Origin of the sequence: Streptomyces sp. NPDC029041 (assembly GCF_040637515.1) — a bacterium.
Taxonomy (GTDB): domain Bacteria; phylum Actinomycetota; class Actinomycetes; order Streptomycetales; family Streptomycetaceae; genus Streptomyces.
Window position 1 is genome coordinate 489,103 of sequence record NZ_JBEZWO010000004.1, and the last position, 14,221, is coordinate 503,323.

A 14,221-nucleotide genomic window follows, 5' to 3' on the forward strand; every position below is an offset into this window, starting at 1 on the left:
GGGGGAACTGTGAAGCCCGGGGGCTGTTCAGATAAAGAGCGAGTTTCCGTTGATTCCCGACTTCAGTCGCTCAGCACCGCACGCAACCGGTCAACTTCCGTTGTCGGCGCGTCACACGTGAAGTTACGGCAGACATACGCCGCCGGTTCACCGCCGACCAGGGGACGGCCGCTGAGCAGCGGGAACTCCTCGCTCTCCGGCACACCGACGGCCACGACGGCACCCGGCGCGGTCCCCAGAAGTGCCGTGCGGTGCAGGGACCTCGTGCCCTCGTCGTCCAGCGACGGACCCACGACCGCCACTTCCCGCGGACCGTCCAGCACGGCTTCCGCGACCGCGAGCCCCCAGCCGATGAAACGCGGCACCCGCGGACCGAGCGCCCTGACGACACCGAGAGCCTTCTCCGCGGCCGCGCGGTGCGGCTCGGAGCCGGTGTGCGCGGCGTACCCGAGCAGGGCACCGGCCGCCGCGCTCCAGCCGGACGGCGCGGCATTGTCGGTCGGGTCCTGCGGGCGGCGGATCAGCCGCTCGGCGTCGGCCGCGGTGTCGTACAGCGCACCCGACTCGGGGTCGGTGAAACGGACCACGACGTGATCGAGGAGGAACCCGGCGAGCTCCAGCCAGACGCCCTCCCCGGTGACGGAGGCGAGCGCGAGGAAGCCCTCCGCCACGTCCGCGTAGTCCTCCAGGACACCGGCGTTGGCACCGGCGTGGCCGTCCTTGCTGGTGCGGGTGAGCCGGGCCTGCTCGTCCAGGTGCAGCCGGACGAGGAGGTCGGCCGCGGCGACGGCGGCCTCGACCAGGTCCGGCCGGTCGAAGTAGGCACCGGTCTCGGCGAGCGCGGCGATCGCGAGGCCGTTCCAGGCGGCGACGACCTTGTCGTCCCGGCCCGGCGCGGGCCGCTGCGACCTCGCCGCGAACAGCCGCTCCCGGACGGAGGCGACCTTCTCCGCGTCGACGAGACCGTCGTCCCGCACGGGCAGTTGGAGGACGGACGCGCCCTCCTCGAAGGTCCCCTCCTCGGTCACCCCGAAGTGCCGCGCCGCCGACTCGGCGTCCTGCTCGCCGAGGACCTCCCGCAACTGCTCCGGCGTCCACACGTAGTACGCGCCCTCGACGTGCTTGCCCGTGCCGTCGTCGCTGTCGGCGTCCAGCGCGGAGGCGAAACCGCCCTCGGCCGTGCGCAGTTCACGCACCATGAAGTCGGCGGTCTCCAGGGCGACGCGCCGCGCGAGCTCCGAGCCGGTGGAGCGCCACAGATGGGCGTACACCCGGCACAGCAGGGCGTTGTCGTACAGCATCTTCTCGAAGTGCGGCACGACCCAGTCACGGTCGACGGAGTAGCGGGCGAAGCCGCCCCCGAGCTGGTCGTAGATCCCGCCCCGGGCCATACGCTCGCAGGTGTCCTGCGCCATCTGCAGAGCGCCCTCGGCGCCGGTCCGCGCATGGTGCCTCAGCAGGAACTCCAGCACCATCGACGGCGGGAACTTCGGCGCCCCGCCGAAACCGCCGCGCTGCGGGTCGTACTCCCGGGTGAGCCCGAGCAGCGCCTGCGCGAGCTCCTCCTCGCCCGGCGTCCGCGCGTCACCGTAGGAGATCTCCCGCCCGGCCAGATCCCGGACGATCTTCGTGGCGACCTCGGTCACCTCGTCCCGCCGCTCGTCCCACGCCTGGTGCACGCCCTGGAGCACCTGCCGGAAGGAGGGCATGCCCTGGCGGGGAGCGGGCGGGAAGTACGTACCGAAGTAGAACGGCTCGGCGTCCGGGGTGAGGAAGACGGTCATGGGCCAGCCACCCTGCCCGGTCGCCGCCTGCACGGCCTCCATGTAGACGGCGTCGACGTCGGGGCGCTCTTCGCGGTCGACCTTCACGCTCACGTAGTGCGCGTTGAGGTACTCGGCGGTCTCCTGGTCCTCGAAGGACTCGTGCGCCATGACATGGCACCAGTGACAGCTGCTGTATCCGACGCTGAGCAGCACGGGCACGTTCCGCTTCCGGGCCTCTTCGAAAGCCTCTTCCGACCAGGGCCACCAGTCGACGGGGTTGTCGGCGTGCTGGAGCAGGTACGGGGACGTTTCATGAGCCAGTCGGTTCGGCATGCTTCCATCCTGCCTCACAACGGCCACCCGGCCACGGAACGCGCCCCCTCGCGCCAGGGGCGGCTCGAAGGTCACCGGACCGCAACCGTTGATCGTCGCCCCCTCGCGCTCGCGCCTCGCACCAAGGACACTCGTACGCACAGGAGTTGCCGCCGGAGGGGGACGTGACATGCGGGACGCTCATCGGGCGGAGGCCGAGCGGCTGCTGGGGCGGGCCGTGGAGGAGGAGGTGCGGCGCTCGGGCGGCCGCACCGACGGGAAGGTGCTGCTCGCACGGGCGCGCGGGGCGCTCGACGTGATGGCGCGGAGCGCGTCCGAGGAGTACGAGGCCTACACGCGCGCCCTGGACGAGGCGGCGGCCGGTCAGCTGACCTTCGGGCAGCGCTACGCCCGGGAGGGCGCCGGGACGCCGCTGCTGGTGGCCGGGGTCGCGGCCCTCGCGGCGGTCGTCGCGGACATGGCGCTGGGCACGGGGACCGGGACCGCTCTCGGGGCGGGTGTGACGGTGGGGGTCGTGGGGGCCGCGGCGACGGTGGTGAAGGTGGTCGGGTCGCATCTGCCGGCCGCGCACCGCCGGGCCGGGGCCGTGAGCCAGCCGGGCGGGCCGGAGCAGTTGCGGCTGCAGTGGCTGACGGCGCTGGAGGTGCGGGGCATCCGGCCGTTCCTGGACCAGCAGCGGGTGCTGGCGGCCTCGACCGGGCCGAAGAAGACGGGCGGCCCGCGGCTGCGGGGCGCGGACAAGAGCGCGGCGGCGCGCGGGCGCAACGTGCTGGAGCAGTCGTTCGGGCAGCTCCCGGAACCGGTGGCGCCGTTCGCGGGGCGGCGGCAGGAGCTGGCGCAGATCCGGCAGTGGGTGCAGGCGGCCCGCGCGAGCACGGAGACGCAGCCGACCGTGGTCGTGCTGCACGGCCCGTCCGGCAGCGGCCGGACGACGCTCGCGGTGCACGCCACGCACGATCTGAAGGACTACTTCCGCGGCGCCTGCGTGGTCGACCTGCGCGCCGAGGGGCCGGCCGGGGCCCCGTTGTCCACCCGTGACGCCCTGCTGCATCTGCTGAACCGGCTCGGCGCGCCCCGTGAGCAGTTGCTGTTCCGTGAGCGCTCCTCGCCGGACCAGCAGGTCAAGCGGCTGAGCGAGCTGTATCACCAGCATCTGACGGGCCTGCCGGTCACCGTCGTCCTCGACGACGCCTCGGACGCGGAGCAGATCCGCGCGCTGGTCCCGGAGCGGTCCGACAGCCTGGTGCTGGTGACCGCGCGGGGCCCGCTGGAGCTGGAGGGCCTGCCCGCGCGGGTGCACCGGCTGGCCGTGGAGCCGCTGGACGCCGCCGGTGCGGAAGAGCTGCTGGGCGCGGCGGCGCAGGACCGTTCCGGGCCGTACGACGCGGAGGCCGCGGAGCGGGTCCGGGAGCTGTGCGGCGGGCTGCCGCTGGCGCTGCGCATCGCGGGCTCGGGTCTCGGCCCGCGTTCCCCGCGGGCGCTGGCGACGGACCTCGACGCCTACGGACCGGTCGAGCCGGTCGAACGCGCCCTGTGGCTGCGTTACACGGACCAGTCGGAGACCGTACGGCGGTTGCTGCGCCGGCTGGCTCTGGCCGGGCGGGCCTCGCTGGGTGCCGCGGCGGCCGCCGCGCTGCTGGCCACGGACGAGGCGGAGGCCAAGCGGCATCTGCAGGTGCTGACCCGGGCCGGTCTGATCGACCACGTCCGGGGCGACCGTTACCGGCTGCACGACCTGGTCCGTTCCTTCGCCCAGGCCCGCCTCCTCGACGAGGAGGAGCCGGCCGAGCGCACGGCGGCGCAGGAGCGGCTGATCGTGAACTACGCCGAGCTGGCCGACTCGGTGCTGCGGATGGTCGACGGCAACATGTCGACCCGCACCAACCGCTTCAGCCCGTACGGCTTCACCTCCCTGGACGAGGCGCTGCGCTGGCTGGACGACGAGTCGAGCTTCATCACGGCGGCGCTGCGGCACGCGGAGGGCGTGGACCAGGCGGCGGTGCTGAACCTGCTGGGCGCGCTGTGCGACTACTGCCTGCTGCGGGGCGACCTGTACCGGCTGGGTGAGATCAGTGAGCTGGCGCAGGCGGTGGACGAGGGGCTGCTGGTCCGCTCGGTGCAGTGGCGCACGGGTATCGCGGCACGGCAGCTGGGCGAGCTGGACAAGGCCCGCACGACCCTCGCGTCGGTCGTGGACCTGTACCGGGACGCCCATCACGACGCCGGTGCCGCCCGGGCCCTGTGCTCGCTCGGCATCACCCTGCACCACCAGGGCAATCTGACGGAGGCGTCGGAGAAGCTCCGCGAGGCCCTGGCGCTGCAGGCCTCGCCCGAGCTGGCGACGGACCGGGCCTGGACGATGCACGCCCTGGCGGCCGTCGAGCGGGACCGTGCCCGGGTGGGAGAGGCGCTGGAGCTGCTGACCGAGTCCCTGGTGCTGCATCGCGCGGGTGAGTCCGTGCACGGCCAGGCGTGGGCGCACTTCCAGCTCGGTCAGCTGGCGCTGCGCATGGGGGACGTCCCGCGGGCCGAGGCCGAGCTGCGGGCGGCCCTGGGGCTGTACGGGCGCACCCGTGACGCCCGCGGTGAGGCCTGGGCGCTGACCCAGCTGGCCCGGGCGCTGCTGGTGGCGGGGGACGCGTCCCCGGCGGTGGAGGAGCTGCGCGGGGCGGCCGCGCGCCACCGCGACAACGAGGACGCGCGCGGCGAGGCCTGGACGCTGTACTACCTGGGCCAGGCCCTGGAGGAGACGGGCGACCTCGACCAGGCGGTCCGTGAGCTGGAGCGGGCCCGCACGATGTTCTCCCGTATGCGGGACGTCTACGGGCTGGCCTGCGCGCGCCACCACTCGGCGCGCGTCACCCGGGACCAGCGGGCGGCCCAGACGGGCTCCCTGCGCAACTCGGGCTTCGCCCGCCAGCTGCTCGTCGACGCCCGGGCCGACTTCCAGCGCATCGGCGTCGCCCACGGGGAGGCCTGGACGTGTCTGGAGCTGGTGGTCGTGGACGCGGGCAACGCCCGCACCCAGCAGGCGCTGGCGCTGTGCGACGAGGCGGTGGAGCTCTTCGCGTCCTACGGCGACCGCCGGGGCGAGGACTGGGCCCGTTTCCTGCGCTGCACGCTCCTGCCCTACGCGGCCCCGGGCGGCATGGAGGTGGGTACGGCGGTGGCGCAGGAGGAACTGGCGCAGCTGTCCCGTACGAGCCACGGCCTGCGTGACGGCAAGCTGGACGACTACCTCGACGCGTACGCGCTGCTGCTGGAGCGGGGCATCACCCTGGAGGCGGGCTGGCAGGCCTGGCGCCTGGGCATGGTGCCGAACCGGCATGCGCGGGAGGTGATGGGGGTGGCCGTGGAGCCGGCCGCGTAGCCCTGAAGCGCACCGGCAGGCACTGGGCAGCCCCGTCGGCGGCGGTCCCTGCCGGCCACCGACGGGTGGCGTCCCCCGGTGGGGGCGTCAGCCCTGCTTCTTGCCACCCTGGCCGGAGGGCTCCGCTTCCGCGGCTTCACCTTCCGTCCGGGGCGGCTTTGCCGCCGACTGCTCCGGCTGCTCGGCCTCGGGGTCCGGGACCTGGGTGAAGTCGACCCGGTTCATGTGCCGGCTCATGGACTTCATCAGGGCCCACACCGCCAGGGCCATCGCCGCGAAGACGATGAAGCCGAGGACGCCGGGGGTGACCTTGTCCTCGTCGACCTCCTTGGCGAAGGAGACGAGGTGCGTCATTGCCAGGCTTGCGCTTGCGCTCATGTCAGGCATTGTCGCGGATGCCGGCAAAGAGGTCGTCCTCGGGGAGGGAGGTATCGACGAGGGCCTTCGCCAGCTCGTACTCCTCCGTCGGCCAGACCTCCTGCTGGATCTCCATGGGCACCTTGAACCAGCCGCCGTCCGGGTCGATCTGCGTGGCGTGGGCGATCAGGGCCTTGTCGCGGATCTCGAAGAACTCGGCGCACGGGATGTGCGTGGTGAGGGTGCGCTGCTTCATGCCGAACTCTTCCCAGCGCTTGAGCCAGTCCCCGTAGGGCGACTCCAGGCCGCGGTCGAGCATCGCCTGGTGCAGGGCCTCGGTGCGGGGGCGGTTGAAGCCCTGGTTGTAGTAGAGCTTCTGCGGCTGGTAGGCGGGGCCGTACTCGGCCTCCGGGTACTTCTCGGTGTCCGCGGCCGACTCGAACGCCACCATGGAGATCTTGTGGGTCATGATGTGGTCGGGGTGCGGGTAGCCGCCGTTCTCGTCGTAGGTGGTGATCACCTGCGGCCGGAAGGCGCGGATCTTGCGCACCAGCTCGCCGGCCGCGTGGTCCACGTCCTCCAGGGCGAAGCAGCCCTCCGGCAGCGGCGGCAGCGGGTCACCCTCGGGCAGGCCCGAGTCGACGAAGCCGAGCCACTCCTGCTTGACGCCCAGGATCTCCCGGGCCTCGTCCATCTCCTTCTTGCGTACCTCGTGGATGTGCTCCTCGATGTACGCGTCGCCCTGGAGCTTCGGATTGAGGATGGAGCCGCGTTCCCCGCCCGTGCAGGTCACGACCAGCACGTCCACCCCCTCGGACACGTACTTCGCCATGGTCGCGGCGCCCTTGCTCGACTCGTCGTCGGGGTGGGCGTGAACGGCCATCAGTCGCAACTGGTCAGTCAAGACTCAATCCTCAGTAAGTCGGCGCCCGGTGTGCGTCGGCGCAATCAGCGGCTTCTATAGTGACCGAATCGGGGGGCGAATAATTCCGGGGCCCGGTCCTGGAGCCCCTTCCGGGACCTCGGTCCCGGCCCTGCCTGGAGGACGATCATGAGTTCGGCGAGCACGCGACTGCCCGAGGGCCGTTACGGCCGTTCCTCGGACGAGCGCGCCGACCGCACGCTCAAGGTCGTGGGCGCCGTCCTGGCGGTGGCACTGCTGGGGCTCGTCGGCTGGTTCGGCTACCACTACGTCGCCAAGAGCGAGATCAGTGCCGAGGTGATCAGCTTCGAGCCGGGCAAGAGGTCCGTGCAGGTGCATCTGGAGGTCCGCAAGGACGCCGGCACCGACGGCTACTGCACCGTGCGCTCGCAGGCCGAGAACGGCGCCGAGGTGGGCCGGGCCGACTTCCGCTTCGACGGGGACGGGACCCGCATCGACAAGGTCGTCACGCTCCGTACGACCTCCCCGGGGACGACGGCCGAGCTGCTGGGCTGCCACGCCGGCTGACGACCGCTCGGGGTCACCTGGAATACGTAGATGCTGACCTGCATTGACGTGATTCTGGTCGCTTATGTCCTCCCCCTCGGGCCCCTGAATTGTTAGGCTCGTGGTTTCGCCCTTCCGTGAAGGAACATTCTTCTGGGTAGGGCGATGCTTTGTATTCCCAGTACCTACGAGGAGCACCTGTGACCCAGACCAGCGAGAACGTCACCTGGCTGACCCAGGAGGCGTACAACAAGCTCAAGGCTGAGCTTGAGTACCTTACTGGTCCCGCGCGGGCGGAGATCTCCGCGAAGATCGCCGCGGCGCGCGAGGAGGGCGACCTGCGTGAGAACGGCGGGTACCACGCGGCCAAGGAGGAGCAGGGCAAGCAGGAGCTCCGTGTGCGCCAGCTCACCCAGCTCCTCGAGAACGCCAAGGTCGGCGAAGCGCCCGCGGCGGACGGTGCGGTGGCGCCCGGCATGGTCGTCACGATCGCCTTCGACGGTGACGAGGACGACACGCTGACGTTCCTGCTCGCGTCCCGCGAGTACGCGAGCTCCGACATCGAGACCTACTCGCCGCAGTCCCCGCTGGGCAGCGGCGTGATCGGCCACAAGGTCGGCGAGGACGCGCAGTACGAGCTGCCGAACGGCAAGAAGGCCCTGGTGAAGATCCTCAAGGCCGAGCCGTACGAGGGCTGACCGGCCACCCGATCCCTGACGTGCCCCCGGCGCCGCTGCGGTGCCGGGGGCATCGTCATGCCGTCGCCGAGCGGTATTTGCGCACCGCCAGGGTCCGGAAGACCACCAGGATCAGGATCGAGTAGATCAGCGAGGCCCACACGGGGTGCTGCATGGGCCAGGCGTCCGACGTGGACTGTCCCGGGTTGGCGAACAGCACGCGGCAGGCCTGCACCGTGGCACTGAAGGGGTTCCACTCCGCGATGTGGCGCAGCCACGGCGTCATGTGGCTGGTGTCCACGAAGGCGTTGGAGATGAAGGTGACCGGGAAGAGCCAGATGAGGCCGCTGGACGTGGCCGCCTCGGGAGTCTTCACCGACATGCCGATCAGGGCGCCGATCCAGGTGAACGCGTAGCCGAGCAGGAGCAGCAGGCCGAAGGCCGCGAGGACTCTGGCGGCGTTGGTGCTGCCGTCCGACCCGACGCGCCAGCCGACCAGCAGGGCGACCACGGCGAGGACGACGAGGGTGAGGGCGGTCTGCACGGAGTCGGCGAGGGTGCGGCCGGTGAGGACCGCGCCGCGTGCCATCGGCAGGGAGCGGAAGCGGTCGATGAGTCCTTTGTGCATGTCGTCGGCGATGCCGGCGCCGGAGCTGGCGGTGGCGAAGGTGACGGTCTGCGCGAAGATGCCCGCCATCAGGAAGTTCTTGTAGTCGGCGGCGCTGGTGCTGTTGCCGATCTGCATGGAGCCGCCGAAGACGTAGGTGAACAGCACCACGAACATGATCGGCTGGATCAGCCCGTAGATGATCATCTCGGGGATCCGGGACATGCGGATCAGGTTGCGCTTGGCGACGACCATCGAGTCCCGGATCGACTGGCTGACCGGGTTCGCGGCCGGTGCGACCCGCACGGTGTCGGTGACGGCGCTCACTGGGCTGCCTCCTTGTCGTTCTCCTGGTCCTTGGCCTCGGCCACGTGTCCGGTGAGGGACAGGAAGACGTCGTCCAGGGTCGGCCTGCGCAGGCCGATGTCGTCGATCTCGATGCCGCGGGTGTCCAGTTCGCGGATGACCTCGGCGAGGAGCTTGGCGCCGCCGGTCACGGGGGCGGTGAGCTTGCGCATGTGGTCCTCGACGGTGGTCTCGCCCTTGCCGAAGCCCGCGAGGACCTCGGCGGCGGCCCGGATGTGCTCGCGCTGGTGCACCACGACCTCGACGCGCTCGCCGCCGGTGCGGGCCTTGAGCTGGTCGGAGGTGCCCTTGGCGATGACCTTGCCGTGGTCGACCACCGCGATGTCGTGGGCCAGGTGGTCGGCCTCCTCCAGGTACTGGGTGGTGAGCAGCAGGGTGGTGCCGCCGGAGACCAGCTGCTTGATGACCTCCCACAGCTGCTGGCGGTTGCGGGGGTCCAGGCCGGTGGTCGGCTCGTCCATGAACATCACGGGTGGCGAGACGACCAGGGCCGCCGCGAGGTCGAGGCGGCGGCGCATGCCTCCCGAGTAGGTCTTGGTGGGCCGGTCGGCGGCGTCGGTGAGGTGGAACTGCTCGAGCAGTTCGGCCGCGCGCTCCTTCGCCGCCTTGGCCCGCATCTGGTAGAGCTGCCCGACCATCTGGAGGTTCTCCCGGCCGGTGAGGTATTCGTCGACGGCCGCGAACTGGCCGGACAGGCCGATGGAGCGGCGGACCGCGTCGGGGTGTTTCAGCACGTCGATGCCCGCGACGACCGCCCGCCCGCTGTCGGGCCGCAGCAGGGTGGTCAGACAGCGGACGGTGGTGGTCTTGCCCGCGCCGTTCGGCCCGAGCAGGCCGAGGACCGTGCCTTCGGGCACGTCGAGGTCGACGCCGTCCAAGGCCTTTACATCACCGAAGGTCTTGACCAGATCTTCGGCGTAGATGGCGCCTGGCATATGAGTCTCCACGTCTTCGGGGACGACCGGACAGGTGTCCGGTGATGCTTCTCACCGACACACCATAACGCGATGTATCGCGTCTCACAATGAGTTTCTCCGTGTTGCTCTCCGTGAGACGAAAGGATCTTGACCGGGTCGGGGACCCATCGTGACCGGGTCGGGAAGCCCGCTCAGCCGATGACCGTGTAGCCCGCCTCGCGCAACGCCTGACCCACCTCGGCGCAGTGCGCCGGGCCCTTCGTCTCCAGGTGCAGCTCGACCTCCGCCTCCGTGAGCCCGAGCCGTGGGTCGGTCCGTACATGGCTCACATCGAGGACGTTAGCGTCGACCACTGACAACACGCCCAGAAGAGTGGCAAGGGCACCGGGCCGGTCCGTCAGCCGCAGCCGGACCGCCAGGTAACGGCCCTGCGCGGCCATGCCGTGCCGCAGCACCCGCTCCATCAGCACCGGATCGACGTTGCCGCCGGACAGCACCGCGACGACCGGGCCCTCGAAGGCGCCGGGGTCGCTCAGCAGCGCCGCGACCGGGCTCGCCCCGGCCGGCTCCACCACCAGCTTGGCCCGCTCCAGGCACAGCAGCAGCGCGGCGGACAGCTCGTCCTCGCTGACCGTGCGCACCTCGTCGACCAGCTCGCCGACGATCCGGAACGGCACGTCGCCCGGCCGCCCGACCTTGATGCCGTCGGCCATCGTCGCCGGACTCTCCACCGACACCGGCCGGCCCGCGGCCAGCGAGGGCGGATAGGCCGCCGCGCCCGCCGCCTGCACGCCCACGACCCGCACCTCCGGGCGCAGCGCCTTCACCGCCACCGCGATCCCGGCGGCCAGCCCGCCCCCGCCGATGCCGACGACGACCGTGCGCGCCTCGGGGCACTGCTCCAGGATCTCCAGGCCCACCGTGCCCTGGCCGGCGATGATGTCGGGGTGGTCGAAGGGGTGGATGAACACCGCGCCCGTCTCGGCCGCGTACTCCTGCGCGGCGGCCAGCGTCTCGTCGACCACCTGGCCGTGCAGCCGCACCTCCGCCCCGTAGTCCCGGGTGGCGCTCACCTTGGGCAGCGGGGCGCCCTTCGGCATGAACACCGTGGAGCGCACGCCCAGGAGGGAGGACGCGAGGGCGACGCCCTGCGCGTGGTTGCCGGCGCTCGCGGCGACGACACCGGCGGCACGCTCCTCAGGAAGCAGACCGGCGATCCGCACGTACGCGCCGCGCAGCTTGAACGAGCCCGTCCGCTGGAGGTTCTCGCACTTGAGGTGCACCGGGGCACCGACCGTCTGGGACAGGTGCCTGCTGCCCTCCATCGCGGTCACCCGCGCCACACCCGACAGCATCTTCTGCGCGCCGCGCACGTCGTCGAGGGTGACGGGCCGAAAGGAGTCAGCGGTGCGGTAGCTCATGACTCCAGCATCGCAGTTCACAGGCGGGAACGACCGTTGTGACCAACCTCCGAGACCCGCTTTGCCCAGCGCCGGTACGGCCTGCCCTCCGGCCGCGTACCCTGTCCCCCAATCTGCCAGCCCTCCACGAAGTGAGCCCCCGGCGATGCCCACAACACCTGAAATGTCGATGGACATGACGACCGTCGGTGACACCGGTCTTCTCGACACGCTGCAGCACGAGGTGGCGCTGTTCGCCCGCCGTGCCGAACAGACCCGGCTCGGCGGGGTCGGGCAGGTGCGCAACTCCATGGACCGCGCCGCGTATCTGCTGCTCAACCGCCTCGACAAGGAAGGTCCGATGGGCGTCAAGGCGCTCGCCGCGAGCATGGGGATCGACTCCTCGACGGTCACCCGTCAGGTGGCTCCGCTCGTCGACACCGGCCTGGTCAAGCGCACCTCGCACCCCGAGGACGGACGCGCGGTCGTGCTGCAGCTGTCCCCGCGCGGGCAGGCCCGGCTGGAAGAAGTGCGCTCCTCCCGGCGCCAGTTGATGGCCGAGCTGACGCACGACTGGGAGCCCGACGAGCGCGAGGCGTTCTGCGACCTCCTCACGCGCTTCAACACCGCGCTGTCCTCCCGGATGGCGGCGCAGGGGATGCCGGGGCCGGAGGCACAGCCGGCGTCCTGAGCGCCCGGCGGCCGGCCACGCCGACGGCGTCGGCCCGGCGGGCGGGACGCATGCGGACGGGCCGGGCCTCACGGGGGCGGCCGGGTCCGTCCGCGCACGTCTCACCCGCCGAGCCGTACGTGGCACCTGCCGAGCCGTACGCACCGCCCGGGCGTACGCGCCACCGTCCGAGCCGTGCGCGGCTCTTGACCTCCGGGCCCTCCCTGGCCTGATATGAGACCGGGCCCCCGTCGCGCGCGGCCGGGGTCCGCATCCTCGGGGTCACCGTCGGGCGGGAGGTGCGGTGCTGGAGCGGCATGCGTCCCGGGCAGCCCGTCGCAACCGGGAGTTCGAGGCGTTCGTCGCGGGCGCGGCCGGGCGGCTGCTGCACGCCGCCACGCTGCTCACCGCCGAGTCCCCCGACGACAACCCCCGCGCGCGGCGCCTGCTGACGCTGTCGCTGGCGCACACCTACGCGGGCTGGGACCGGCTGCACGGCGAGGATCCGTACGATCGCACCCGCCGGCAGCTCGCGATCCGCTTCGCGCGCGGCGCCTGGCACCGGCACGGGGCACTCGGCCGCGCCCGGCCGCACCCCGCGAGCCCCCTGGCCCGGCTCGCCCCGCAGGAACGGCTGATTGTGGTGCTCCGGCTCCACGAAGGTGTCGCCGAGGAGCAGACGGCCGCCCTGCTCGGTCTGTCCCCGGAACGCGTGCGGGCGATCTGCCACCGGGCGACCTCGGCCCTGCTGCACCGCTCGCGGGGCCCGGCCCCGGCGGTGACGGCCACGAAGGCGACGCCGTGAGCCCCGCCGGCCGGAGAGCGGCATGAGCGGGAACGACCGCGAGGCGGCCGTACGCAGGCTCCTGGAGCAGCCGGCGCGGCCGCTGCCGCCCGAGATCCACACCGAGGCGGTGCGCCGCGGTGGCCGCATGCTGCGGCGCAGGACGCTCGCCCGCCGGCTGATGTGGCTGCTGCTGTGCGCGGCGGCCGTGGCGTTCACGGTGTGGGCGCTGACGGCCCGCCCCTGGGTGGAGCCGCCGTCCGACACGACTCCACCCCTCACCGGCTGGTGACCCCGACGGGGGCCGTACCGGTCTCCGTACGGGTCTAGCCGAGCGCCTGCTGGAGGTCCTCCACCAGGTCCTCGGCGTTCTCGATGCCGACGGACAGCCGCACCAGGTCGGCGGGGACCTCCAGGGCCGATCCGGCCACGGAGGCGTGCGTCATGCGGCCGGGGTGCTCGATCAGCGACTCGACGCCGCCCAGGGACTCGCCCAGCGTGAAGATCTTCGCCCGGTTGCACACCTCAACGGCCGCCTCCTCGCCGCCCGCGACGCGGAAGGAGATCATGCCGCCGAAGGACTTCATCTGCTTGGCGGCCACCTCGTGGCCGGGGTGCTCCGGCAGGCCCGGGTAGAGCACGCTCGTCACGCGCGGGTGCCGGGTGAGCATGTCGGCGACCTTGACCGCGTTCTCGCTGTGCCGGTCCATGCGCACGGAGAGCGTCTTGGTGCCGCGCAGCACCAGCCAGGAGTCGAAGGGCCCGGCGACCGCGCCCATCGCGTTCTGGTGGAAGGCCAGTTCCTCGCCCAGGGCGGCGTCACCGGTGACCAGGGCGCCGCCGACGACGTCGGAGTGACCGCCCATGTACTTGGTCAGCGAGTGCACGACGACGTCCGCGCCCAGCGACAGCGGCTGCTGGAGATAGGGCGTGGCGAAGGTGTTGTCGACGACGAGACGGGCCCCGGCGTCCCGGGCGACCTGCGCGACGGCCGCGATGTCGGTGATGCCGAGCAGCGGGTTGGAGGGCGTCTCCACCCAGACGGCCTTGGTCTTCGGGGTGACGGCGGCCCGGACGGCCGCCGGGTCGCTGGTGTCGGCGACCGACCACTCGACGCCCCAGCGGGCGACGACCTTGGCGAACAGCCGGAACGTGCCGCCGTAGGCGTCGTTCGGGATGACCACGTGGTCGCCGGGGGCGAGCAGCGTACGCAGCAGGCAGTCCTCGGCCGCCAGCCCGGACGCGAACGCGAGCCCGCGGCGGCCGCCCTCCAGGGCGGCGAGGTTCTCCTCCAGCGCGGTCCTGGTGGGATTGGCGCTGCGGCTGTACTCGTAGCCGCCGCGCAGCCCGCCGACGCCGTCCTGCTTGTAGGTCGAGACCTGGTAGATCGGCGGGACGACCGCGCCCGTCAGAGGGTCGGCGGTGTTGCCCGCGTGGATCGCGAGCGTCTCGAAGTGCTGACTGATGTGGCTGTCGCTCATGGGCACCGAGGGTAATGCGCCGAAGCGCAGCGCGCCGGGGGACAGCGGCGACGCCGGGTTTTCC

13 protein-coding genes are annotated in these 14,221 nt (G+C 71.9%); 6 read left to right on the top strand and 7 right to left on the bottom strand.

Annotation, left to right across the window (positions count from 1 at the left end):
- Positions 1-62: 62 nt before the first annotated feature.
- Entirely contained in the window at positions 63-2,099 is a 2,037-nt protein-coding gene (locus AB0F04_RS12590) for a thioredoxin domain-containing protein (protein WP_362040564.1), read from the bottom strand.
- A gap of 169 nt (positions 2,100-2,268) precedes the next feature.
- Between AB0F04_RS12590 and AB0F04_RS12595 the strand changes: the two genes are divergently transcribed.
- Entirely contained in the window at positions 2,269-5,469 is a 3,201-nt protein-coding gene (locus AB0F04_RS12595; protein WP_362040566.1) for a tetratricopeptide repeat protein, read from the top strand.
- 87 nt (positions 5,470-5,556) lie between these two features.
- Here the strand turns inward: AB0F04_RS12595 and AB0F04_RS12600 are convergent, their stop codons facing one another.
- Together AB0F04_RS12600 and mca are read right to left on the bottom strand one after the other, a co-directional pair.
- A complete protein-coding gene (locus tag AB0F04_RS12600; protein WP_362040569.1) occupies positions 5,557-5,856 on the bottom strand; it encodes a hypothetical protein in 300 nt (99 codons plus the stop codon).
- A complete protein-coding gene (mca, locus tag AB0F04_RS12605) occupies positions 5,849-6,730 on the bottom strand; it encodes a mycothiol conjugate amidase Mca (protein WP_362040571.1) in 882 nt (293 codons plus the stop codon). The genes AB0F04_RS12600 and mca overlap by 8 nt, the downstream gene beginning before the upstream one ends.
- Before the next feature lie 147 nt (positions 6,731-6,877).
- Between mca and AB0F04_RS12610 the strand changes: the two genes are divergently transcribed.
- Both AB0F04_RS12610 and greA read left to right on the top strand, forming a co-directional pair.
- Positions 6,878-7,276 carry a DUF4307 domain-containing protein gene (locus AB0F04_RS12610; RefSeq protein ID WP_362040573.1) on the top strand — a complete coding sequence of 133 codons (399 nt, stop codon included), beginning with the start codon at positions 6,878-6,880 and terminating at the stop codon, positions 7,274-7,276.
- A 179-nt stretch (positions 7,277-7,455) separates the two neighbouring features.
- Positions 7,456-7,953 carry a transcription elongation factor GreA gene (greA, locus tag AB0F04_RS12615; protein ID WP_362040575.1) on the top strand — a complete coding sequence of 166 codons (498 nt, stop codon included), beginning with the start codon at positions 7,456-7,458 and terminating at the stop codon, positions 7,951-7,953.
- A 55-nt stretch (positions 7,954-8,008) separates the two neighbouring features.
- Here the strand turns inward: greA and AB0F04_RS12620 are convergent, their stop codons facing one another.
- The 3 genes from AB0F04_RS12620 to ilvA all read right to left on the bottom strand — a co-directional run bounded on the left by AB0F04_RS12620 (position 8,009) and on the right by ilvA (position 11,243).
- Positions 8,009-8,866, bottom strand: a complete 858-nt coding sequence (locus tag AB0F04_RS12620) for an ABC transporter permease (RefSeq protein ID WP_362040577.1) — start codon at positions 8,864-8,866, stop codon at positions 8,009-8,011.
- The gene (locus AB0F04_RS12625; protein WP_362040579.1) at positions 8,863-9,840 is read right to left on the bottom strand and encodes an ATP-binding cassette domain-containing protein; all 978 of its coding nucleotides are present in this window, start codon (positions 9,838-9,840) and stop codon (positions 8,863-8,865) included. Before AB0F04_RS12625 ends, AB0F04_RS12620 begins: the two co-directional genes overlap by 4 nt.
- Positions 9,841-10,013: 173 nt before the next feature.
- Positions 10,014-11,243, bottom strand: coding sequence for a threonine ammonia-lyase (ilvA, locus tag AB0F04_RS12630; protein ID WP_362040580.1), 1,230 nt, complete (start codon positions 11,241-11,243; stop codon positions 10,014-10,016).
- 163 nt (positions 11,244-11,406) lie between these two features.
- Between ilvA and AB0F04_RS12635 the strand changes: the two genes are divergently transcribed.
- From AB0F04_RS12635 to AB0F04_RS12645, 3 genes are all read left to right on the top strand, one after another.
- Complete coding sequence (locus AB0F04_RS12635; protein WP_362040826.1) at positions 11,407-11,913, top strand: MarR family transcriptional regulator; 507 nt, start codon at positions 11,407-11,409, stop codon at positions 11,911-11,913.
- A 283-nt stretch (positions 11,914-12,196) separates the two neighbouring features.
- Positions 12,197-12,697 carry a sigma factor-like helix-turn-helix DNA-binding protein gene (locus AB0F04_RS12640; RefSeq protein WP_362040582.1) on the top strand — a complete coding sequence of 167 codons (501 nt, stop codon included), beginning with the start codon at positions 12,197-12,199 and terminating at the stop codon, positions 12,695-12,697.
- A 22-nt stretch (positions 12,698-12,719) separates the two neighbouring features.
- On the top strand, positions 12,720-12,968 hold the full coding sequence (locus AB0F04_RS12645) for a hypothetical protein (protein ID WP_362040585.1): 249 nt from the start codon (positions 12,720-12,722) through the stop codon (positions 12,966-12,968).
- A 34-nt stretch (positions 12,969-13,002) separates the two neighbouring features.
- On the opposite strand, the gene AB0F04_RS12650 is transcribed toward AB0F04_RS12645, so the two are convergent.
- A complete protein-coding gene (locus AB0F04_RS12650; protein WP_362040587.1) occupies positions 13,003-14,157 on the bottom strand; it encodes a cystathionine gamma-synthase in 1,155 nt (384 codons plus the stop codon).
- Positions 14,158-14,221 lie beyond the last annotated feature (64 nt).